This is a genomic window from Vibrio penaeicida (assembly GCF_030689305.1).
Classification (GTDB): Bacteria; Pseudomonadota; Gammaproteobacteria; order Enterobacterales; family Vibrionaceae; genus Vibrio; species Vibrio penaeicida_B.
Genome location: NZ_JAUYVM010000009.1, coordinates 36,768 through 58,161, shown reverse-complemented (window position 1 = coordinate 58,161; position 21,394 = coordinate 36,768). Strand labels below are relative to the sequence as shown.

Genomic DNA, 21,394 nt, shown 5'->3' with positions numbered 1-21,394 from the left:
ATGTTAATTGATAGGAAAATTAAACAATGTGGAATACAAAAAATCCTTCAGCCCGTTGGCATGAACGTCTACTGCGGACTGATCATAGAGTGCCGACTCTCCTTCAAATAACACGCTCATTCCAGAGGTATCCTTTGAAGATCGGAAGGTAATATTAAAACCATCGGCAATACCACCAGCAATGACTTGGTGATTTGTCTGACACAAATGAAATTCGGGTGGATCGAAAGGCAATATGTTAATAAAAGGTGACAAGAAATAATGACCACCTTCAGGGATGTTTTTACTCTCCAACCTATATCGACCATGTGAATATAGCTTTCTTAACTCTTTTACGGATCGCAGAAGATAATCTTCGACACTCTCATTCTGTTTAATACACACTTTATATGGTATTGCATTTACCATTAACGAAGGTGTATTGGCGCAGGGGTTTCCCATTCGATTCATAAAAGGAATCCATACTGGTAATGAATCCTCTTTTTGCCCTTCTTTGTTACGGAAATGGGAATACAAATATGCAGAAGTTAGAAGCAATAAAACGTCTGTCCACCCAATCATAAGCTTTTTTGATAAGGTCAGTAGTGCCGTGCCTAACTCATCCGGTAACTCTAACCTTTTTTCGACAGTATCGGAGCACAAGCTATTGCTCTCTACTTTTTCAAGATCGGAATTTTCTATATATTCTTGCCAGAACGCTTCATCTAGACCAAAACGATTCCCAGCAAGGTAGTCATGATCTTCTTTTATGTAAGTATCGAGCCTTTTGTATGCCGCAGGTGGTATTTCTTCCAATACAAAACATCGATATAAGGTTGCACATCGATCCTCAATTAAACTCATGCTGTAACCATCTACTGCAATATGGTGTGCTCGCGAATACCAAATCCGTTTTTCATCAGATAGCAGATACAGCCTTTGCAAAGAAAGCGCAGAGTTGGTTAGGTTAATGGGTGTACTTGAGTCACTGTGCATCATCTCGTTAGCCAGCGTTTCATTATTTGACTTTGTTCTAAGGTCGACAATTTCTACATTCGAACCCAGCGAAGGAGTAACGGACTGACGTGGATAAGATTCACTTTTTTCGACTTTGAATGATAGGTTTAATACATCTGCTTCATCAACAGCTTGGCGAATCGCGCGCAGCAACAAATTAGTATCACAAGGACCATTAATTTCAATTCGATGGGCTACGACAGATCCAGAGCTATCAGGGTGGTGTAAGAACTCATCCCAATAGGATTGTTGAGCATGGGTGAGTGGATGCCAAACTTGGCTCATTGTGGTTTCCTTACCTAAATGCACCTCAGTTTAGGATAAGCTGAGCAAAGACACTCCATTCAAACATCGCTACTTCGATTTAAATGCAAAAGGTTTATCCTTATCCTTGGCTGAGGTTAATTGAATATAACCAAAAGCCGTCAGATAATACCAACACAGAAACAAAACTCAATGAGAATCATTTACAATTATATTCATACCACTAGCGCAACCCCATGAAATGCGACGACTCCTATGGTTAACCTTGTTCTAAGAGCATTGTAGCCTTTCGCATTGTTTTCATTTTCAGAGTTTCGCAATGTAGCTTCAGTGAACCAAACCGCTACATACCCAAAAGCCAGCATGAACAGAGAAATCCAATGATTCTCCGGCGATTGTAATAAAACCGCCCACGCAATAAAGGTGAAAGAATTGCTTAATAGCATTCCATTACGGCTCAACGCGTGAGAGAAATGATCAATCGCATTTCCCCACAAAGCACCGGATAAAAAGCTCAATATAATCGCGCTATAAGTAACAAAAAGCCCCAATGGGGTATGCCCAAATAGCGAAATATCCGCCACCATGAGTACCAAACAACCAAGAAAGGGCAAAAGCCCCAAATACCCTAGCTCCATCATAATGTGTCGCGGTGTCTGTTCCATCATCCACTCCAATTAGTCACTTTTATAACTGATTAAATAATAGACAAAACCCAAAGAAGTCACGAGAAAGTTATTCAATAGTCTCTATTTAGTTTCACTTTTGAGCTGTAGCCGCTGTAAACCTGATCAAACGGGCAAACTTTTCAGGTTTAGCGTTCTTTTCTAGGGTATCACCGTAGATCAAAGAATATCGCCATAGATTATTTTCTGTTCAGCTCAGTAGGTTGACTATACTTGGTCTATTACATTTTTATTGGATAGGTAAATGCGCTGGCATTTGTGGCAGTACTCTTTAATCTGCGTTGTTTTTTTGCATTTTTTCAACGTCGTAAATGCAGATAGCCGTACGAAGGCTGACGGTAATCTCGACACAGGATCGAGTATAAATATCAAATTGCCCGTTCAAGTTTGCAGTGAGACTTGGGCACCGTTTTACTATGAAGTGCCACACAAGCCAGGTGTAAAAGAAGAAAACAAACAAACAACGAGCAACGTTGTTGGCGTCAATATAGATATATTGGAAGCCACAGCAACCCAGCACCAGTTTGAATTCCAGTATAGGCTCATGCCCACTAAGCGATGCCTTCATAACTCACAGAAATTTGGACACGAGACCCGCTTTGAAATCACCGTAGACGTTACATACAGTGAAGAGAAAGCAAAAGAGTTCTATTTCGTTGGACCCATATACACCCTTTCTCGCGCCATATTTTATTCTGAAGACGAATTTCCAAAAGGACTCTTCAACCCAATGTCAGGGGGTAGATTAACAACGCTGCGTGAAATGAAACATTTTGATGTATGCGAAGCAGATGGGCGCGTTATTAAAAATTACATCGAAAAACACCGTCATCTTGATGACGAGATTATTTCAATACACAAATCAGGGCTAAGCAGCATGATTCTGATGTTAAAACATGGTCGCTGCGAGATTATGGAAATCCCTGCCCCTATTATCGCTGGCAGTATCGCAATTGGTGAGATAACGCTGCCCAACAACATTGCTTGTCAACCACTCAATGAAGATGATGTTAGTTTTTACTTTTTGATATCGAAGCGATCACCGAGAGCGGAACAGCTTGTCACCGCTATTAATCAATCTCTGATCAGATTGAAGCAATCTGGCTTGTATGACGACATCGTCAAACGTTATTACGACAAACTCCACGCTAAAAACAGCCGCTCAATTACCAGCTGCTTTTAACCTTTACTTTTCGAAACATTCATCGTGTAGATTTCACAACTTTAGTGAAACCTATCGGTGCAACTGCACCAAAAGCATTCAAAATTAACCCATTGATATGCAAGTCCAAACATAAAAAGAAAAAACACCATAAACCTTAAGTATCAATAAATTACCTACACATTTCACCTAAATATCTATTTGGCACACTTCTTGTTGATGAACAATTATTCACAATAAGGAGATACACCATGAAGAACATGACGTTCAAATTGAAGCTTGCTGCTTTAGGCACTCTCATATCACTTTCATCCCACACCTTGGCTTCAGAAACCATTAAAGTCGGTGTGCTGCACTCTCTATCAGGCACGATGGCGATCAGTGAAACAACATTGAAAGATACAGTATTGATGTTGGTCGAAGAGCAAAACAAAAAAGGTGGGTTACTTGGTAAAAAACTGGAAGCTGTTGTTGTCGATCCCGCTTCAAATTGGCCACTTTTCGCAGAAAAAGCCCGCGAGTTAATTGAAAAAGAGCAGGTCGATGTCGTCTTTGGAGGTTGGACGTCCGTATCGCGTAAATCTATGTTGCCTGTTTTTGAAGAGCTCAACAGTATCTTGTTCTATCCCGTTCAATATGAAGGTGAAGAGTCATCAAAGAACGTGTTCTACACAGGAGCGGCACCTAACCAACAAGCCATCCCCGCCGTTGACTATTTGATAGATGAACTCGATGTGGAACGGTGGGTACTCGCTGGTACTGATTACGTTTACCCAAGAACCACCAACAAGATCTTAGAAGCCTACTTAAAAGGTAAAGGGGTCGACGCAAAAGACATTATGATCAATTACACCCCCTTTGGTCATTCCGACTGGCAATCCATCGTTTCTGATATCAAGAAGTTTGGCGCAGAAGGCAAAAAAACAGCCGTAGTCTCCACCATTAATGGTGATGCGAATGTACCTTTCTACAAAGAGTTGGGAGCTCAAGGCGTATCCTCCGAAGACATCCCAGTTGTTGCATTCTCAGTGGGTGAGGAAGAGCTTTCTGGCATGGACACCTCTCCTTTAGTCGGACACCTTGCCGCTTGGAACTATTTCATGAGCGTAGAAACAGAGTCCAATGATGATTTTGTAGAAAAATGGCAAGCCTTTATCAAAAACGAAGACCGAGTCACGAACGATCCGATGGAAGCGCATTACATCGGATTCAACATGTGGGCACAAGCGGTTACCAATGCGGGTACAACACAACCCGAAGCGGTTCAAGATGCGTTAATCGGCGTATCCGTTCCTAATTTAAGTGGCGGCTATTCCACCATGCTGCCAAACCACCACATCACCAAACCCGTCCTGATTGGAGAAATTCAAGACGACGGTCAATTTGAAGTGGTTTGGGAAACGACTGGGTTAGTCGCCGGCGACGCATGGTCCGACTTTTTACCGGGTTCTAAGGATCTTTACTCCAGCTGGTTACAACCATTCTCATGCGGCAGTTTCAACGTTGAAACTAAGAAATGCTCAGGAACGAATTAATTTATTTTTGCCCCTCACACTTTGTGAGGGGTCCATTTGCTTAGCACGGACACAATAATGCAATTTTTCCGATACTTTCTACTTGGGCTGATGTGTCTATCTTCAGCGCAAAGTATGGCGAGTACAGAGGTGAGCACGTTCAACGAACTGACACCTAAATTACTCAGCCGAAAATATGAAGAACGTAAAAGTGCCGCGGACTGGCTTGTTGAAAACGAAGCGGAATTAGCCAAACCCGTTTTAAGCCAATGGCTTGAAGGCTCACTTTACGCCCAGCCCTCATCTCATACTCTTTATTCCATCGCCTCGTTTAAAAAAGGGCAACCAGCCTTTCAGATTCCCAATGGGGAAAAAACGGTTATCCAAAACAAACGGGATTTTAAAAAAGCAAAACTCAACAACAAGCTTCGAAGTTATTTACGGCTGCAATTAGCGAAGATAGATCTTCTCTCACCCCATGACGATATTCGCCTTGCCGCCAGTAAAAGGTTAATAGGAACAAAAGATCCCACATTAATCGCCCTTATATCCAAGCAAGAAAAGGTTGAGAAAAACGCTGAGATCAAGCAGCTACTAACCCTCAACTTGAACCTTGATTTGGCGAAAAATGGAATAGGTGAGCATCAAATTGAAGCCATTAAAAGAATCGCCGAAAGCAAGCAAGATGCTGTTTTTCAAGTCCTCAATCAATTGCAGAATCAAAGTACTGATGCTGCTGTTTTAGAAGCTACTAACAAGGCAATAAAGCAATATCAAGAAAGCCAGCGTTTGTATTCAGGCATCGAGACGCTTTTCTTTGGCTTGAGTTTAGGATCGGTATTGGTACTTGCTGGCATTGGATTGGCGATTACGTTTGGGGTTATGGGCGTGATCAACATGGCGCATGGCGAATTGATCATGATTGGCGCTTACACGACTTACGTCATTCAACAAATCATGCCTTCTTACCCAGGAATAGCGCTACTCCTCTCTATTCCCGCTGCCTTTATGGTGTCAGCGCTCGTCGGCATCACGATTGAGCGAAGTGTTATTCGTCATTTATATGGTCGGCCTTTAGAAACACTGCTGGCAACTTTTGGTATCAGCCTCGTTTTGCAGCAAGCCGTACGCTCCATTTTTTCGCCACTCAATCGATCTGTCACAACGCCGGAATTTCTGTCCGGTTCATTGGAGATCAACCCCATGCTCGCCCTCACCTACAACCGGCTGTACATCATCCTCTTTTGTATTGCCGCGTTTGCAGGTCTCATGATGATTTTGAAGAAAACGCCATTAGGTTTGCAAGTGCGCGCCGTTTCTCAAAACCGTCCGATGGCTAAAGCAATGGGTATTCGCTCAGAAAGGGTCGATATCATGACGTTTGGATTGGGATCGGGAGTCGCTGGAATAGCCGGCGTTGCTTTGTCTCAACTTACGAATGTTGGTCCTAATATGGGGCAAGCCTACATCATCGACTCATTCATGGTGGTGGTGTTTGGCGGAGTTGGCAATTTATGGGGAACTCTGGTCGCAGGTCTAAGTTTGGGTATCTTCAATAAAATACTGGAACCCTGGGCGGGAGCCGTACTCGCGAAAATACTGGTGTTGGTTTTCATCATCCTCTTTATTCAAAAACGCCCGCGTGGATTATTTCCACAACGTGGTCGTGCGGCTGAGGGGTAATCACTATGGAAAATTCAAATACTGCACCAACTAACTCAATCATTTTTAATGCACTAAGCAGTGACAAAGGCAGCAAAGCCACACTTGGCACTATTATTTTGCTTCTAATACTGGTGCCTTTTTGCAATCTAATATTGCCGCAAGGACACCCACTGCATATCGAAACCTTTACTGTTTCATTGATGGGTAAGTACCTCAGCTACGCATTGCTTGCACTGTCTGTCGATTTAGTTTGGGGGTACCTTGGCATACTCAGCTTAGGTCATGGCGCCTTTTTTGCTCTAGGTGGCTACGCCATGGGCATGTACCTCATGAGGCAGATTGGTGATCGTGGTGTCTATGGCGATCCGGTATTAGCCGATTTTATGGTCTTCTTAAACTGGCAAGAACTGCCTTGGTTTTGGCTAGGGTTTGATCAGTTTTGGTTCGCAGCCCTTATGGTGCTTCTAGTTCCTGGCTCTTTGGCATTTATCTTTGGTTATCTTGCTTTTCGATCTCGTGTATCGGGGGTGTATCTTTCGATCATGACTCAAGCACTTACCTACGCTTTAATGCTGGCATTCTTTAGAAATGAGATGGGGTTTGGCGGAAACAACGGCCTTACCGACTTTAAAGACATTCTCGGTTTCAGTTTGCAACAAGACGCCACAAAGCTGGCTTTGTTTATGTGTACAGGCATCGCGCTTATTGCTTGTTACATCTTATGTAAAGTGATCATTCAAAGCCGATTAGGGCGCGTTGCTTTAGCCATTAGAGACACCGAATCCCGAACCCGATTTATGGGTTACGACGTCGATAACATCAAGCTCGGTATTTTTGTTCTCTCCGCGATGATCGCGGGGTTAGCTGGCGCACTTTACGTTCCACAAGTCGGCATCATTAACCCAGGTGAATTTGCGCCTATCAACTCAATCGAAATCGTGATTTGGGTGGCACTCGGTGGAAGGGCAACACTTTACGGCGCAGTGGCTGGCGCGATTTTGGTCAACTACGCCAAAAGCTGGTTTACCGTCGAATTCCCAGAAATATGGCTGTTTGCCCTTGGAGGCTTATTCGTTCTTTCCACCTTGTATCTTCCTAAAGGCGTGGTCGGTGCGTTGGCGCAATTGCCCTCATTAAAAAAACGACTTACAGCCAGTAAGGAGACCTCCTAATGCTAACCACTGAACTGATGAGCCGCGACAAAGTGTTTAGTTTTATGCAGCCGAACATCCACCCACTCGTCGACACAACTCATAACATTCTGCTTTACCTTGAAGGTGTCAATAAAAGCTTTGATGGGTTTAAAGCCATTGACGACCTCAACCTTTATATCAAAGAGGGAGAGTTACGCTGCATCATCGGTCCGAATGGAGCGGGGAAAACCACCATGATGGACATCATCACGGGCAAAACCAAACCAGACAGCGGGCAGGTATGGTTAGGCTCCACTCTAAACCTACTCAAAATGAATGAAGCCGACATCGCAAACGCAGGCATAGGCCGTAAATTCCAGAAGCCCACCGTAATTGAGTGTCTGTCTGTTTGGCAAAACTTGGAACTCGCGATGACTGGAGTTAGAGGTTTGTGGGGCACGTTCACAGCAAAACTTAATGCCGAGCAAGCTGATCGTCTTGAATCTGTATTAGAGCTTATCCACCTACAAGATCAGTCTACTCTCTCTGCTGGCAACCTATCCCACGGGCAAAAACAATGGCTAGAAATAGGCATGTTACTCATGCAAAGCCCCAAGCTTTTACTGGTGGACGAACCCGTCGCGGGAATGACTCATCAAGAAATGGACAGAACCGCTGAGCTATTGAATGGTCTCGCTGGCAAACATTCGGTGGTGGTGGTCGAACACGATATGGATTTTGTTCGCTCAATCGCATCGCACGTAACGGTGTTGCATCAGGGGCACGTATTGGCAGAAGGCAGTATGGACAAAGTGCAGTCGGATCCTACCGTAAAGCAAGTGTATCTGGGGGAGTCATAATGTTAGAGATTAAGAACGTCGAACAATACTATGGTGAAAGCCACACCCTATGGGACTTAAGCCTGACCATTCCCAAAGGCGAGTGCACAGTCTTGATGGGCAGAAATGGCGTAGGTAAAAGCACGCTTTTGGAATGCATTATGGGGCTTACCCCTATCAGAAGCGGCGAAATAGAACTGAATGGTGAAAACATTGCCCACCGAAGCGCCGAAGATCGACCAAGGCTAGGCATTGGGTATGTGCCTCAAGGCAGACAGATCTTTCCAATGCTCAGCGTAGAAGAAAACCTGTCCGTCGGTCTGCCCATTCGGGATAAAAGTGACCGAAAAATACCAAACTTCATCTATGAAATTTTCCCCGTACTCGAAGAGATGAAGCATCGCCGAGGCGGTGATCTCTCCGGAGGTCAGCAACAGCAACTTGCCATCGGGCGAGCCTTAGTGGTGAACCCAGAGCTTCTGATATTGGATGAACCCACAGAAGGTATCCAACCCAACATCGTGCAAGAGATTGGCGACATCATACGCATGCTTAACGAAAAGCTTGGGCTAACCGTGCTGCTTGTTGAACAAAAACTGCCGTTCGCCAGAAAAGTGGGTGATAGGTTTATGTTGTTGGACCGAGGTAGAATGGTCGCGTCGGGCAATATGGACGATCTCAGTGATAACCTGATTTCGGAGTACCTGACTGTATGACGTTTGCATTCGACCAAAACACTTCTAATAAGACTGAGGCAGGCATCTCATCAGCTTCGTCCTCCTCTTCGGGTTGGCAAGCCAGCCTGAATTTGGTTTTCTCCCCCACCCAAAACAGAACCATTTTGAGCCATCGCGAACAGCGAGGACCGCTTGCTGTTCAGCGCCCTCTCTACCCTGAAGGTAAGGTTTGTCATTGCTACTTACTTCACCCACCCGGTGGTGTGGTGGGTGGGGACTCGCTCACCATCACCACTCATGTCGAATCGGGTTCACATGCGCTAATTACCACACCAGGTGCAACAAAGTTTTACCTATCAGATGATCGCACAGCGACTCAAAACCTTCATCTGAAAGTAGAAAACGGAGCAATCTTAGAATGGTTTCCTTTAGAGAACATTTATTTTTCCGGCGCCATTGCCCGACTCAATGCCCGAATAGAACTTGAAGAAAATGCCCAATTTATGGGATGGGAAATGCACTGTTTTGGTCGCCCTGCACTGAATGAGGGATTCCTAAAAGGAAAACTATCAGGAAGAACTGAGATATTAATCAATAACAAGCCCTATCTAATCGAAGGACTTGATTATCAAGGCAAAGACAAGCTTTTTTATAACAATGGGTTACAAGGAAACCCCACCATGGGGAGTTTGTATATTTCAGGGGCAGACGATGAAATGCTCAAGTTGGTACAAGCCTTGCTCCAGTCCATTGAAGAAGAGCAGGAAAATCAGCCCAACACCTTGATTATCGCTGTTACGTGTTTAGAGGATTTAATGGTCGTACGCGCGTTGGGTAAATGGTCTGAAGACATTATGGGTGCATTTATACAAGTAAGAGCTTTGGTAAGAGCACATTGGGGGCTAAAACCCTCTGTCGTGCCAAGGATTTGGGCGACGTAAGAAAGAAACCTAAGGGTTAACTATGAAAAGGGATAAGAATGGAACTCACCCCCAGAGAAAAGGATAAACTGCTGATTTTCTGTGCTGGAATGCTGGCATCTCAGCGCAAAGAAAAAGGGCTAAAACTGAACTACCCAGAATCCATCGCGTTTATCAGTAGCGCCATCTTGGAAGGTGCGCGTGAAGGGAAAACCGTATCCGAATTAATGGACTTTGGGCGCACACTGTTGTCGGTCGAAGACGTGATGGAGGGGATTCCTTCAATGATTCCCGATGTGCAAGTTGAGGCCACCTTTCCAGATGGCACTAAGTTGGTCACGGTACACGACCCAATTTCCCAGCGAGCCCTGCCCAACATTTCCAATGATGAAATCATACCGGGTGAACAACAAACCCCAGACGAAGACTTGGTGATCAACCGCGATAGAAAAACGGTGTCTGTCAACGTGCAAAACCACGGTGACCGCCCCATACAAATTGGCTCTCACTACCATTTCTATGAAGCAAATGATGCCCTTCACTTCGACCGCGAAGTCACTCTCGGTTTTAGGCTCAATATTCCTGCGGGCACCGCTACTCGCTTTGAGCCTGGCCAGTCGCGCTCCGTTGAGCTTGTCGAGTATTCGGGGTTAAAAACCATTTATGGGTTCCAAGGCAAAGTGATGGGACGCGTTTAAATTTGTAAGCGGTCGAGTATTTAACCATGTGTTCTCAAACACTCAAATGTTCTCTAAATACTCATGTGTTCTCTAAATACTCAGGCGCTCTCTAAATAACCAAGTGACCTCGAACTATTTGGGTAAAAGAAAAACAAGAAACAAGGAAGTTCTAATGGCAACGATTTCAAGGCAAGCCTACGCAGAAATGTTTGGCCCCACTATTGGGGACAGGCTAAGACTCGCCGACACCGATTTATGGCTAGCCGTAGAAAAAGACTTCACGACCTATGGCGATGAAGTGAAATTTGGTGGCGGAAAAGTCATTCGCGACGGCATGGGGCAAAGCCAGCGTCCATCGGCAGAAACGCCCGACTTAGTTATCACCAACGCTGTCGTCCTTGATTATTGGGGCATAGTAAAAGCCGATGTGGGCGTGAAAGAAGGCCGCATAGTTGCGATAGGTAAAGCAGGCAATCCAGATGTGCAGCCTAATGTAGATATCATCATCGGTCCCGGAACGGAAATTATCGCGGGTGAAGGGTCGATTTTAACAGCAGGCGGTATCGACTCACATATACATTTCATCTGCCCACAGCAAATTGAAGAAGCTCTCGCATCCGGAGTCACCACCATGATCGGCGGAGGAACGGGACCTGCCACTGGAACCAACGCCACAACATGTACTCCTGGTCCTTGGAATATGCATCGCATGCTCGAGTCTTTGGATACTTTTCCTATGAACTTTGGTTTATTGGGTAAAGGTAATGCCAGCCAACCAGAAGGGTTACGAGAGCAAGTTGCCGCGGGCGCGGTTGGTTTGAAACTCCACGAAGATTGGGGGACAACACCCGCATCCATTGATAACTGCATGAATGTTGCCGAAGAAATGGATGTGCAAGTGGCTATTCATACCGATACCTTGAACGAATCCGGTTTTGTAGAGGAAACGCTTAGTGCGATTGGCGATCGAGTAATTCACACTTACCACACAGAAGGGGCCGGTGGTGGGCATGCACCAGACATCATCCGTGCATGTGGCGAATCAAATGTACTGCCCTCTTCGACTAATCCAACTCGCCCTTACACCATCAACACGGTGGATGAGCATTTGGATATGTTAATGGTGTGCCATCACCTTTCGCCCTCTATTGCTGAAGATGTGGCATTTGCTGAATCGCGCATTCGCCGCGAAACCATCGCAGCGGAAGATATTCTTCACGATCTAGGTGCATTTTCGATGATTGCCTCAGACTCCCAAGCAATGGGACGAGTTGGAGAAGTGATCACCCGTACATGGCAGACTGCGCACAAAATGAAAGTCCAACGAGGCGCTTTAGCTGATGACAGCGATCACAACGACAATTTTCGCCTTAAACGCTACATTGCCAAATACACAATCAACCCGGCAGTCACCCATGGAATGGCGCATGAAGTTGGATCGATTGAAGTAGGTAAGCTGGCCGATTTAGTACTTTGGAAACCTCAATTTTTTGGTGTGAAGCCAAGCTTGATCATCAAAGGGGGAATGATAGCCATGGCCCCAATGGGCGACCCAAATGCCTCTATCCCCACCCCTCAACCCGTTCATTATCGATCGATGTTTGCCAGTTATGGCAAAGCGTCGAGTTCGACATCCATGTTGTTTGTCTCTCAACAAGCCGCTGATGAAGGTATCAAAGAAAGGCTTTCCCTCAATAGCCAGATTGGTATCGCCAAGAACTGTCGCGCGATCAAAAAAGCCGACATGAAACTTAACGATTGGCAACCCAACATTGAAGTCGACTCCCAAACCTATCAAGTCAGAGCAAACGGTCATTTGTTGATTTGCGAGCCTGCCAGCGTGCTGCCGATGGCTCAGCGTTATTTTTTATTTTAATCAAGGATCTACCTTGTGATTGAGCTAACCCATATTAACGACATTTACAAGGAATCCCCAGATGGTTTCCTCAGTTTGCCTATTGAAAAGCGAATCAAAAGCCGCCAACGAGTATTTCTGGATGATGGCTCCGAAGCCGGTCTTTTTATTCCACGAGGGTACACGCTTAGAGGAGGCATGCAGCTAAAAAGCGAATGCGGAAAAGTAGTGGAAATCAGGGCTGCACCAGAGCCTGTCTCAACTATCTATTGTGACGACCCTTTGTTACTCGCTCGCATGGCATATCACTTGGGAAATCGCCATGTGCCATTACAGGTGACACATAGCTGGCTCCGGTATCAACATGACCATGTCCTCGACGACATGATCCAAGGGCTCGGTGGAAAAGTGAAATCAGAAATGGCGCCATTTGAGCCGGAAGATGGCGCTTACGGGGGATCATCAGGTGGACATCAACACGGATCTCATGGCTCGCACCAGCACTGAAGCCATCAGTTTCATTTTTAAACCAGCGTTCATTAAAAGGATTTACATTATGAAGACACTTCATTCGCTTGCCGCTATAACCAGTTTGCTTATGGCAGCTCCAGCTTCTGCACACGCCGTTCATGCTGAGCATATGGCATTCTCATCATCATTTTTAAGCGGCTTATTGCACCCTATTCTCGGCATCGACCATTTATTGATGCTCGCTGCAATGGGGTTGTTAATTGCACGTCACTTGGCCACCACGGCTAAAATCACGCTGTCTACCATTGCGCTGGCGAATTTAACCATAGGGTTAGGCGCTGGGTATTTGTTTGGCGGATTTGCCAGCATGGAAATAGTGATCGCACTCTCACTCGTCGTTTCAGCCGTACTCCTTTGCTCGCCTGAAAACACATTTAAGCCTTGGTCAAGCAGCTTGACCGCGCTTTGTTTTGGTTTGCTTGCAATGCATGGGTATGCGCACGGCGTTGAAGCCTCTGGTCACATTGTTGGTTTTGGCGCTGGAATGCTCGTTAGTGCTGCCGTGTTGATTGCGCTATCTCACCGAATTGGGGGGGTGGTCTCGTCTCGCTGGGCATCGTGGAGTATTGCAGCGGGCAGCCTTTTGTTCGTCGCTTTAAGCTAAGCCAGCATAAGCCTATGTCAATTAAAGAAAATTCGTCAAATGATGAATACTCGTCAACTGATGAATACTCGGGAAACGTTGCACTTTATCGACTTTTTCAACTCTTCAGCCCTTCGTTACCTATTGGTGGTTTTACGTATTCTCAAGGGCTCGAATGGGCTGCAGAAGCGAATTGGATAAAGAGCAAGCACGATATGGTGAATTGGCTAAGCGTTGTTCTAAGCCATTCAATGACGACCCTAGAGCTCCCTGTTCTTCGGCGTCTATTCCGTGCAGTAGCCCAGCAAGACCACGATGCGGTTGCGTACTGGAATGCTCATCTATTCGCGTGTCGTGAGACTTATGAATTCAGGGCTGAAGAGCGCCAGCGCGGAGAAGCATTATTCAGATTACTAAGAAACCTCGGAGTCACTAAAGACTCCGCTTTAGATAACCCTAATCAGCTGCACGGTTTTTGTTTAGCGGCGCATCACTGGCGAATTGAAGAAGAAGCACTACTTCAAGGTTACTTATGGGGATGGGCTGAAAACACAGTCATGGCTGGCGTAAAGCTTATCCCACTCGGTCAAACTGCTGGACAAGAAGCTTTGATTGAACTTTCGAGTGCGTTCCCTAATGCCATCGAGCGTTCAAACACAATTGAAGACCATGACATCTCTGCTTGTACTCCTGCTTTGGCCGTTGCGAGCTCTAAACATGAAACGCAATACACCCGTTTATTTCGCTCTTAAGCGAAAAACAGCAAGGAAAATTAACGATATGGAAAGCTATAAGCAACCATTAAGAATAGGCATTGGCGGACCTGTAGGTTCGGGAAAAACGGCCTTATTGGAAATTCTATGTAAAAACATTCGCGACAGGTTGAACATCGCGGTAGTCACTAATGACATTTACACCCAAGAAGATGCAAGGATACTGACCGAAGCAGAAGCTCTATCACCAGACAGAATTATCGGAGTTGAAACGGGAGGTTGCCCACACACGGCGATACGTGAAGACGCCTCTATGAATTTGGCAGCCGTAGATGAGTTAGCCAAGCGACATAAGAACCTTGATGTGGTGTTTGTAGAAAGCGGGGGCGATAACCTCAGCGCAACATTTAGTCCAGAACTAGCCGACCTGACCATATACGTGATTGATGTTGCAGAAGGGGAAAAAATTCCTCGAAAAGGCGGCCCAGGGATCACTCGTTCGGATCTATTGGTGATCAATAAAATAGACTTAGCTCCCTATGTGGGCGCATCATTGGAGGTTATGGATAGAGATACATCGCGAATGCGACCGAACAAACCTTACGTATTTACCAACCTTAAACAAGGCATAGGGCTAGAGACTATTATTGATTTCATCATTATCGAAGGGATATTGTAATTCAATTCGAGCTCATTCTCTTGATCAAGTTGTATAACTGCAATTCGTCGACTAACTTTTATCATTAGGAACGTATACGCTTTAGATCGATGAGTCTTATAGGGATTGAGGAATATTATGCCGCCAAAAGCAACGGATGCTGTCGATAGCTCAATGAGCTTTCCACTTCTTGCCAGCGTATTTCACAGCATCCCTATTATGGTTGCAGTATTGGATAGTGACTTAAGGTACATTGTTGTCAGCCAACAGTATTTGGACTTTATTCGTTCCACCAGCGAAAAAGTCCTCAATAAAACCGTAAAAGAAGCGTTACCTCCCCCAGTTTACGCCAATGCCGCTCCTTTGCTTGAGCGGGCATTGAATGGAGAATCCATCAGTTTCGAAGTTGAGTTACCTACCGAAACGGACAATAAAAGATTCATCAATATTCAATACCAACCCCGACTGGATGCAGAGGGCACCCAGGTAGGTGTCGTAATGAGCGGTATAGAAATTACCTCTCTAAAAAAGTCGGAGCTGGAAAAGCAGCGTGTTCAGGAGTACCTCAATACCACGTTCAATTCCATCGGGCATGGGATCGCCATAATAAATACTGAACATGAACTCGTGTCCAGCAACCCTCCTTTTCATCGAATTGTAGGGGATCGACTGAGCGAAATAAACGCTCTATTAGAGAATCATCCATTTGGTTTGGTGGATTGTCTATGTGATTTAGGTTGGCGGCGTTGCCCAGAATTTAGCCAGTTTGTCTCGGGGAGCACATCAAAAGAGGTGTTTGAACCACACTCTCTACTGGTGAGACAAAATACCTACATCGGCTTCAAAGAACTGGATTTGGAAGGTGGCAGTAAATGTTACGTTTTTACGGATGTCACCCAACAGATCCGAGACAAGCAAAACCTAATCCAACAAATGCAATACAATGCCGCCATCATTGACAACTCACCTAACCTACTCTGCGTTGTCGATCGGCTAGAATTCAACATTCAAATGTTAAACCCAGAAGCATTCAAACGCTGTGGACGTAAACAGGATGATGTAGTAGATAAAAATTGGTTTCGTGTTTTTGCCGACGGTCACTGGACTCCAGAAGAAGAAAACCAGATCATCGTAAAGCTACCTTCAGATGTTTTTGACGTCACCAACCAAGACCATGATGGTAATTCCATGACCATTCATTGGCGATTTGTCAGCTTAGATGATCAATCCAACCGAGTACTGTGCTTTGGTTCCGACGTGACTCAACTCAACGAAACTCAACTCGAATTGGAATCACTCAACCAAAGCTTGGAAAAGAAAGTAAGAGAACGTACACAGTCTCTCGAATCGGCAAACGAAGAACTTCAATTTACCTTGAAGAAACTGCAAGAAACGCAGCAACACCTTGTCGAAGCTGAAAAAATGGCCTCACTCGGTGGTTTAGTGGGCGGCATTGCCCACGAAATTAATACCCCTCTAGGGATCAGTGTTACCGCAACCAGCTTTCTTGAAGAAAATGTTCAATCCCTACTTAAAGGATTTGAATCGGGCAATCTCTCAAAGGCACAGTTTTCTAAAGCTCTGTTGTCGCTACAGCAATCAACTGAAATCTTAACCACCAATCTGCAAAGAGCAGAACAACTGGTCTGTAGTTTTAAAGAAGTGGCCGTCGACCAAACCAGCCAAACAGCATATCAATTCAATATGAAAGACATTTTGGAAAAACTGCTGCTGTCTTTATCTCATGAAATTCGAGTGGCTAAAGTAACTGTGCACCTTGAATGTCCAGACAACATTGATATTGAAAGTTATCCAAGTTCATACATTCAGATATTCACCAATTTAATCACTAACAGCATTCGCCACGGGTTTGATCATTGGGACGGTCCACGAAATATTTTTATTAATATCACGGTAAAAGATGAGCTGCTCAATATGGACTATCGAGACTCTGGAAAAGGCATTGCTGATTCGGTCAAAGATAAAGTATTTGAACCTTTCATTACCACCAAGCGAGGTGGCGGTGGCAGTGGTTTAGGGGCAAATATTATCTACAACATGGTTATCCAGCTTCTAAAAGGCAACATTCAATGCATAACTGAACAAAAACAAGGTGCTCACTTTGCCATTCAAGTTCCGCTGAATTTGGATTTGGATTTGGATAAACCAAACGATGACATCGCCTCTGCTGTATAACGAAGCATGGGAACCTAAATGAAACACGGGAGGACCCGTGTTTCATTACATTAAAAGCTCAAAAACTTCCTTAGCTAAAACTAACGTTTGAAATGATCGCGATGGATCACAGAATCCAAACTACTTCTAGGCAGCCAACCTGCGGTTTCTAGTTCTGGTTTACTTTTAAACTTATCAACATAGCCGATACACAAATACGCGACTATGGCTTTTCTTTCAGGAATGCGGAGTGTTTCCCTTAACGCGTCATCATTGAGGATACTCACCCACCCAACTCCTAGATTTTCCGCTCGCGCAGCCAACCAAAGATTCTGAACGGCACATACCGTGCTATACAGATCCATTTCTGGTTTAACCGTTCTACCAATCACAGTTGGCCCGTTTCGTTCTCTATCACACGTTACGCATATCCCCATTGGCGCTTCCATGATTCCTTCTAACTTGAAGGATTTATACTGCGACTGCTTATCTTTAGAAAATTGCTCTGCAGAGAATGCGTTCGCTTCTTCAAAATCGCGTTTTATCGCCGATTTAATTTCCGGATTGGTAACCAATACAAAGTCCCATGGCTGTGAAAAGCCGACACTAGGGGCATGATGCGCGGCAGTAAGCACACGCATAAGCACCTCCTCAGGAATGGCATCTGGTTTAAAATCACTGCGAACGTCCCGGCGGCAAAAAATGGTTTTGTAAACGGCTTCCCGCTCTTCTTTAGTTATATTCATCGGTAATTACCTGTGTTTTATTTATCTACCCAATTGATCTCAAAATGCTTGGGTACTACCCATATGGGTATTACGCAATCAGCTCAATAACTTAATTGCGGATTTATAGTAACGAGAAAAAAAGGCGACGTCAGTGGCCTTTGTTTGATCTTTACTGTGCAACAAGTTAATTACCTTGCATAAAACGCTTGCCATCATGAATGGGCTTCGGTAGGTTAAAAAATGACTAACCAATAAGGTCTATACCCATGAACCCTTGCACTCTATCACTCTGGCTCCTTTCACTAATGCCAATCAGTCGGTAGAGTTTTCTATGTCTGGCTGTGAGTGAAGCAGCCGGAATCAAGCGCCATTTCTCACAGCCCAACGTTCTTACACTAGGGAACGCTTTTACACTAGGGAAAGAGAAATGAGCACCACAGCAACATCAGAACCATCCATACAATATCGACAAGGCATTATGTTTGCTTTGGCGGGCACCGCTATGTTTTCGATTAAGCCAGTCTTAATCAAGCTCGCTTATGATTTTGGTGGCGATGCCACGTCTATCATGAGCCTTAGAGCACTGAGTTCGCTCCCTTTGTATCTGGTTATTCTTTTCTGGCTGTGTCGCAGCCCATCGTCTCGACAATCTCTTAAAAAATTTGGTTGGCAAGCCGCGCTGATCGGTGTGCTGGGCTACTACTTCGCAGCCCTACTCGACATCCTTGCTCTGGAATACATTTCAGCACAACTGGAGCGATTGGTGATTTTCCTATTCCCGTCATTTGTTGTCGCGATCAGCTGGATATTTATGAAGGAGAAACCCAAGCCGCAAACACTCACCGCGATTTTGTTGGGTTACGTCGGTGTTGCATTTATTATAACCCACGATATGCAGCACATGGGCGACAAAGTGTGGTTGGGCAGTTTGATGGCGGCGGGTTCAGCACTGATTTTTGCAATCTACTTGATTCTAAGCAAAAAGCTCATCAGCAATATGGGTAGCCAGCTTTTCAATAGTGTCGGTATGGCAAGCGCTGGTGTCGCGATTATGGGTCAGCACTTTTATCAAGATGTAGCACTGTCCGAACTCAGCTCAGAACTGATTGTTCTTGGTATTGCCATAGGAGTGTTCTGCACCGTTGTGCCTTCCTATTTTATGGCGGCAGCCATGGCCCGCTTGACCCCTTCAATCTTGAGCGTAACCAGCAACATCGGCCCTTCCATTACTGCCCTGTTTGCCATCACGCTGCTCGATGAGGTCTTTACGATTTATCATGCGATAGGCATGGGTTTAGTGGTTTTCTCGGTATGGCGAATAAACAGAAAATAAGGCACAAGAAGCAGGCAATAGGAAGTAAAAAAGCAGACCATAGAAAGCAAGTACTGCGCTTTTTGAATGACAAGACCTTACTTGTCATTCAAATTTTTCGAACAACTCTCTCAAAGTCTTCCTATCATCTTGATGATATTGGCACCTTATACTGACAGCATTAATCGCAGTTCATATGAGGTGAAATATGTCCACCAGAGAAATTCGTCAGATCATTTCTTCAAAGGCAACATCCGATGGAGATGGAGTAAAAATTCGCCGTGTAGCTGGGTTCAACAATCAGGCATTTTCGCCGTTTTTGATGATTGATGAATTAAAGTCCGACGACAAAAAAGACTACGTTGGCGGCTTCCCACCGCATCCGCATAGAGGCATTGAAACGCTCACGTATATGATGGAAGGTCATTTCCAGCACAGGGACCATATGGGAAACGTCGGTGAGTTAAAAAGCGGCGGAGCACAATGGATGGCCGCCGGTAGAGGCGTGATACACAGTGAAATGCCCATTATGGAAGACGGTAATTTACATGGCTTTCAAATTTGGATTAACCAGCCTTCGAAAGACAAAATGAAGCCCGCTCAGTATTTCGACTTCCAATCCGAAATGGTGACAGAGTTTGATGCGGAGAATGGTAGTCTGATTCGATTACTTGCTGGCGATTTAGTCGTAGATGGCGAAGCTTTACAAGGTCCGCTCAGTAAGACCGGTGTACCTGCTACTGTAGCGGATTGGCGAGCTCCGCAGCACGCTTCAGTCACATTGGCAACACCTGCTGAATTTAACATGATGGTCTATGCCTACAAAGGAGACGTTACCGTTGGCGATCGTCTTGTTAAGCAAGGTGACATGGCATTGCTGTCTGCCGGAGAAACCGTGGAAATACGTTCGCAAGGGCAAACAGGATCGTTAATTTTTGCTGGGCAGCCTATTGATGAACCCATTGTTCACTACGGTCCTTTTGTCATGAATTCGATGGAAGAAATCGAGCAAACCATCCGAGACTATCAGTCAGGGCTTTTTGATACGTACTAAGGCTTCTATGCGGGCTATTTACTTTACTTGTAAGCACTATGCGTATAATAGAACCTCGTAAAAAAGCATTTGTAGGTTCCGTTTAAATATGACCGTGTCTCTTGAGATTTTTGCTCAAGAGACACGTGTGTATTCCCTATATCCACTAGGTTTCGATTCTCAATTCAGTCGCTTTATCGAAAAATACCGCTTTGCTAATGTCCAATACAGCTGTAAATGCTTCGCCCATTTTCAGATCGGCTTCCGCAGGGCAACGCGCAATGATTTCCATCTCATTGATCTTTGACGTAACCAACACATCAGGTCCGGTTGGTTCCAACACTTCAGCGCTTAGCGACAACGCATTAACAACGCTAGATTCGACAACTTGAATGTCCTCTGGACGCACGCCCATGATGAGCGTTTCACCATCATACTTTCGAAGCCCAACAGGTAGCGGGATATGATTGTTGCTGCCTTGCACTCCGTTAAGCTTGCACAACGGATTATCAGACGAATCAAGTTCTACTGTCACCTCAATAAAGTTCATCGAAGGCGATCCCATAAATCCGGCTACAAACAGATTGTTAGGCTGCTTATAGATTTCCTTAGGTGTGCCAAGCTGCTGCACTTCGCCATCTTTCATCACCGCAATGCGATCAGCCAGCGTCATCGCTTCAATTTGGTCATGTGTCACATACACAATGGTGGTTTGCAGCTGCTGGTGTAAGCGCTTAATTTGCGTACGCATATCCACACGAAGTTTGGCGTCTAGATTTGATAAGGGTTCGTCGAACAGGTAGAGCTTGGGTTTACGTGCAAGTGCTCGCCCCATCGCCACCCGCTGACGCTGGCCACCGGATAAATGCGCAGGTTTGCGATCCAATAAATGGTCGATTTGCAGCATATCGGCAACACGTCGAACTTCAGTTTCTATTCGACTTTTTTCCCATTTCCGAATTTTGAGCCCGAAAGCAATGTTATCGAACACCGTCATATTGGGGTAAAGCGCGTACGACTGGAAGACCATGGCAATGTCTCGATCTTTTGGCTCCACGGCGCTCACTTCCTGTTCATCAATAAAAATTTCGCCTGAGCTAATGGATTCTAGCCCTGCAATCGTATTCATCAGGGTAGACTTTCCACAGCCAGAAGGGCCAACCAGAATAAGAAACTCTCCCGATTCTATGGCGATATTGATCCCTTTAAGCGTTTCTTGCTCCGCATTGGGGTACGTTTTTCTTATTTGCTGCAATCGAAGTGATGACAT

20 protein-coding genes are annotated in these 21,394 nt (G+C 45.1%); 16 read left to right on the top strand and 4 right to left on the bottom strand.

The features are described from left to right. Positions 1 to 3 precede the first annotated feature (3 nt). Together Q8W40_RS15525 and Q8W40_RS15520 are read right to left on the bottom strand one after the other, a co-directional pair. A complete protein-coding gene (locus tag Q8W40_RS15525; RefSeq protein ID WP_305398476.1) occupies positions 4 to 1,281 on the bottom strand; it encodes a condensation domain-containing protein in 1,278 nt (425 codons plus the stop codon). Between the two features lie 194 nt (positions 1,282 to 1,475). After that, positions 1,476 to 1,925, bottom strand: a complete 450-nt coding sequence (locus Q8W40_RS15520; protein WP_101109935.1) for a DUF3429 domain-containing protein — start codon at positions 1,923 to 1,925, stop codon at positions 1,476 to 1,478. Between the two features lie 265 nt (positions 1,926 to 2,190). On the opposite strand from Q8W40_RS15520, the gene Q8W40_RS15515 reads away from it, so the two are divergent. The 14 genes from Q8W40_RS15515 to Q8W40_RS15450 all read left to right on the top strand — a co-directional run bounded on the left by Q8W40_RS15515 (position 2,191) and on the right by Q8W40_RS15450 (position 17,072). Further along, entirely contained in the window at positions 2,191 to 3,129 is a 939-nt protein-coding gene (locus tag Q8W40_RS15515; protein WP_305398475.1) for a substrate-binding periplasmic protein, read from the top strand. Positions 3,130 to 3,359: 230 nt separating this feature from the next. Continuing rightward, positions 3,360 to 4,643, top strand: coding sequence for an urea ABC transporter substrate-binding protein (gene urtA / locus Q8W40_RS15510; RefSeq protein ID WP_305398473.1), 1,284 nt, complete (start codon positions 3,360 to 3,362; stop codon positions 4,641 to 4,643). A 57-nt stretch (positions 4,644 to 4,700) separates the two neighbouring features. Further along, the gene (gene urtB / locus Q8W40_RS15505) at positions 4,701 to 6,305 is read left to right on the top strand and encodes an urea ABC transporter permease subunit UrtB (RefSeq protein ID WP_305398471.1); all 1,605 of its coding nucleotides are present in this window, start codon (positions 4,701 to 4,703) and stop codon (positions 6,303 to 6,305) included. A 5-nt stretch (positions 6,306 to 6,310) separates the two neighbouring features. Further along, complete coding sequence (urtC, locus tag Q8W40_RS15500; RefSeq protein WP_370693392.1) at positions 6,311 to 7,459, top strand: urea ABC transporter permease subunit UrtC; 1,149 nt, start codon at positions 6,311 to 6,313, stop codon at positions 7,457 to 7,459. Continuing rightward, complete coding sequence (gene urtD / locus Q8W40_RS15495; RefSeq protein ID WP_305398469.1) at positions 7,459 to 8,280, top strand: urea ABC transporter ATP-binding protein UrtD; 822 nt, start codon at positions 7,459 to 7,461, stop codon at positions 8,278 to 8,280. The genes urtC and urtD overlap by 1 nt, the downstream gene beginning before the upstream one ends. Further along, positions 8,280 to 8,975, top strand: coding sequence for an urea ABC transporter ATP-binding subunit UrtE (gene urtE / locus Q8W40_RS15490; RefSeq protein WP_305398467.1), 696 nt, complete (start codon positions 8,280 to 8,282; stop codon positions 8,973 to 8,975). Before urtD ends, urtE begins: the two co-directional genes overlap by 1 nt. After that, positions 8,972 to 9,877: an urease accessory protein UreD gene (locus tag Q8W40_RS15485; protein ID WP_305398465.1), complete on the top strand. Its 906-nt coding sequence runs from the start codon at positions 8,972 to 8,974 to the stop codon at positions 9,875 to 9,877. The genes urtE and Q8W40_RS15485 overlap by 4 nt, the downstream gene beginning before the upstream one ends. 38 nt (positions 9,878 to 9,915) lie before the next feature. Next, positions 9,916 to 10,554 carry an urease subunit gamma gene (gene ureA / locus Q8W40_RS15480; protein ID WP_305398464.1) on the top strand — a complete coding sequence of 213 codons (639 nt, stop codon included), beginning with the start codon at positions 9,916 to 9,918 and terminating at the stop codon, positions 10,552 to 10,554. Between the two features lie 154 nt (positions 10,555 to 10,708). Then, on the top strand, positions 10,709 to 12,412 hold the full coding sequence (gene ureC / locus Q8W40_RS15475) for an urease subunit alpha (RefSeq protein WP_305398462.1): 1,704 nt from the start codon (positions 10,709 to 10,711) through the stop codon (positions 12,410 to 12,412). Positions 12,413 to 12,427: 15 nt separating this feature from the next. After that, complete coding sequence (gene ureE, locus Q8W40_RS15470) at positions 12,428 to 12,898, top strand: urease accessory protein UreE (RefSeq protein WP_305398460.1); 471 nt, start codon at positions 12,428 to 12,430, stop codon at positions 12,896 to 12,898. 49 nt (positions 12,899 to 12,947) lie between these two features. Continuing rightward, the gene (locus Q8W40_RS15465) at positions 12,948 to 13,526 is read left to right on the top strand and encodes a HupE/UreJ family protein (protein WP_305398458.1); all 579 of its coding nucleotides are present in this window, start codon (positions 12,948 to 12,950) and stop codon (positions 13,524 to 13,526) included. 14 nt (positions 13,527 to 13,540) lie between these two features. Further along, positions 13,541 to 14,257, top strand: a complete 717-nt coding sequence (locus tag Q8W40_RS15460; protein WP_305398457.1) for an urease accessory protein UreF — start codon at positions 13,541 to 13,543, stop codon at positions 14,255 to 14,257. 28 nt (positions 14,258 to 14,285) lie between these two features. Next, a complete protein-coding gene (ureG, locus tag Q8W40_RS15455; RefSeq protein ID WP_305398456.1) occupies positions 14,286 to 14,897 on the top strand; it encodes an urease accessory protein UreG in 612 nt (203 codons plus the stop codon). A 117-nt stretch (positions 14,898 to 15,014) separates the two neighbouring features. Continuing rightward, positions 15,015 to 17,072, top strand: a complete 2,058-nt coding sequence (locus Q8W40_RS15450) for a PAS domain-containing protein (protein WP_305398454.1) — start codon at positions 15,015 to 15,017, stop codon at positions 17,070 to 17,072. Positions 17,073 to 17,152: 80 nt separating this feature from the next. On the opposite strand, the gene bluB is transcribed toward Q8W40_RS15450, so the two are convergent. Next, complete coding sequence (gene bluB / locus Q8W40_RS15445; RefSeq protein WP_305398452.1) at positions 17,153 to 17,797, bottom strand: 5,6-dimethylbenzimidazole synthase; 645 nt, start codon at positions 17,795 to 17,797, stop codon at positions 17,153 to 17,155. Between the two features lie 409 nt (positions 17,798 to 18,206). Here bluB and Q8W40_RS15440 point away from each other — a divergent pair, with 409 nt between their 5' ends. Together Q8W40_RS15440 and Q8W40_RS15435 are read left to right on the top strand one after the other, a co-directional pair. Continuing rightward, a complete protein-coding gene (locus tag Q8W40_RS15440; protein ID WP_305398450.1) occupies positions 18,207 to 19,112 on the top strand; it encodes a DMT family transporter in 906 nt (301 codons plus the stop codon). Positions 19,113 to 19,299: 187 nt separating this feature from the next. Continuing rightward, a complete protein-coding gene (locus Q8W40_RS15435; protein WP_305398448.1) occupies positions 19,300 to 20,145 on the top strand; it encodes a pirin family protein in 846 nt (281 codons plus the stop codon). Between the two features lie 145 nt (positions 20,146 to 20,290). Here the strand turns inward: Q8W40_RS15435 and Q8W40_RS15430 are convergent, their stop codons facing one another. Continuing rightward, positions 20,291 to 21,394, bottom strand: a complete 1,104-nt coding sequence (locus tag Q8W40_RS15430) for an ABC transporter ATP-binding protein (protein ID WP_305398446.1) — start codon at positions 21,392 to 21,394, stop codon at positions 20,291 to 20,293.

Excerpts from the sequence above, each read along its gene's own strand:
- urtC (WP_370693392.1), top strand. The coding sequence starts at position 6,311 with ATGGAAAATTCAAATACTGCACCAACTAACTCAATCATTTTTAATGCA.
- Q8W40_RS15515 (WP_305398475.1), top strand. The coding sequence starts at position 2,191 with ATGCGCTGGCATTTGTGGCAGTACTCTTTAATCTGCGTTGTTTTTTTG.
- Q8W40_RS15485 (WP_305398465.1), top strand. The coding sequence starts at position 8,972 with ATGACGTTTGCATTCGACCAAAACACTTCTAATAAGACTGAGGCAGGC.
- urtA (WP_305398473.1), top strand. The coding sequence starts at position 3,360 with ATGAAGAACATGACGTTCAAATTGAAGCTTGCTGCTTTAGGCACTCTC.
- urtB (WP_305398471.1), top strand. The coding sequence starts at position 4,701 with ATGCAATTTTTCCGATACTTTCTACTTGGGCTGATGTGTCTATCTTCA.
- Q8W40_RS15450 (WP_305398454.1), top strand. The coding sequence starts at position 15,015 with ATGCCGCCAAAAGCAACGGATGCTGTCGATAGCTCAATGAGCTTTCCA.
- ureA (WP_305398464.1), top strand. The coding sequence starts at position 9,916 with ATGGAACTCACCCCCAGAGAAAAGGATAAACTGCTGATTTTCTGTGCT.
- Q8W40_RS15525 (WP_305398476.1), bottom strand. The coding sequence starts at position 1,281 with ATGAGCCAAGTTTGGCATCCACTCACCCATGCTCAACAATCCTATTGG.
- Q8W40_RS15460 (WP_305398457.1), top strand. The coding sequence starts at position 13,541 with ATGTCAATTAAAGAAAATTCGTCAAATGATGAATACTCGTCAACTGAT.
- Q8W40_RS15440 (WP_305398450.1), top strand. The coding sequence starts at position 18,207 with ATGAGCACCACAGCAACATCAGAACCATCCATACAATATCGACAAGGC.
- ureC (WP_305398462.1), top strand. The coding sequence starts at position 10,709 with ATGGCAACGATTTCAAGGCAAGCCTACGCAGAAATGTTTGGCCCCACT.
- Q8W40_RS15520 (WP_101109935.1), bottom strand. The coding sequence starts at position 1,925 with ATGGAACAGACACCGCGACACATTATGATGGAGCTAGGGTATTTGGGG.
- urtE (WP_305398467.1), top strand. The coding sequence starts at position 8,280 with ATGTTAGAGATTAAGAACGTCGAACAATACTATGGTGAAAGCCACACC.
- bluB (WP_305398452.1), bottom strand. The coding sequence starts at position 17,797 with ATGAATATAACTAAAGAAGAGCGGGAAGCCGTTTACAAAACCATTTTT.
- Q8W40_RS15465 (WP_305398458.1), top strand. The coding sequence starts at position 12,948 with ATGAAGACACTTCATTCGCTTGCCGCTATAACCAGTTTGCTTATGGCA.
- Q8W40_RS15430 (WP_305398446.1), bottom strand. The coding sequence starts at position 21,394 with ATGTCATCACTTCGATTGCAGCAAATAAGAAAAACGTACCCCAATGCG.
- Q8W40_RS15435 (WP_305398448.1), top strand. The coding sequence starts at position 19,300 with ATGTCCACCAGAGAAATTCGTCAGATCATTTCTTCAAAGGCAACATCC.
- ureG (WP_305398456.1), top strand. The coding sequence starts at position 14,286 with ATGGAAAGCTATAAGCAACCATTAAGAATAGGCATTGGCGGACCTGTA.
- urtD (WP_305398469.1), top strand. The coding sequence starts at position 7,459 with ATGCTAACCACTGAACTGATGAGCCGCGACAAAGTGTTTAGTTTTATG.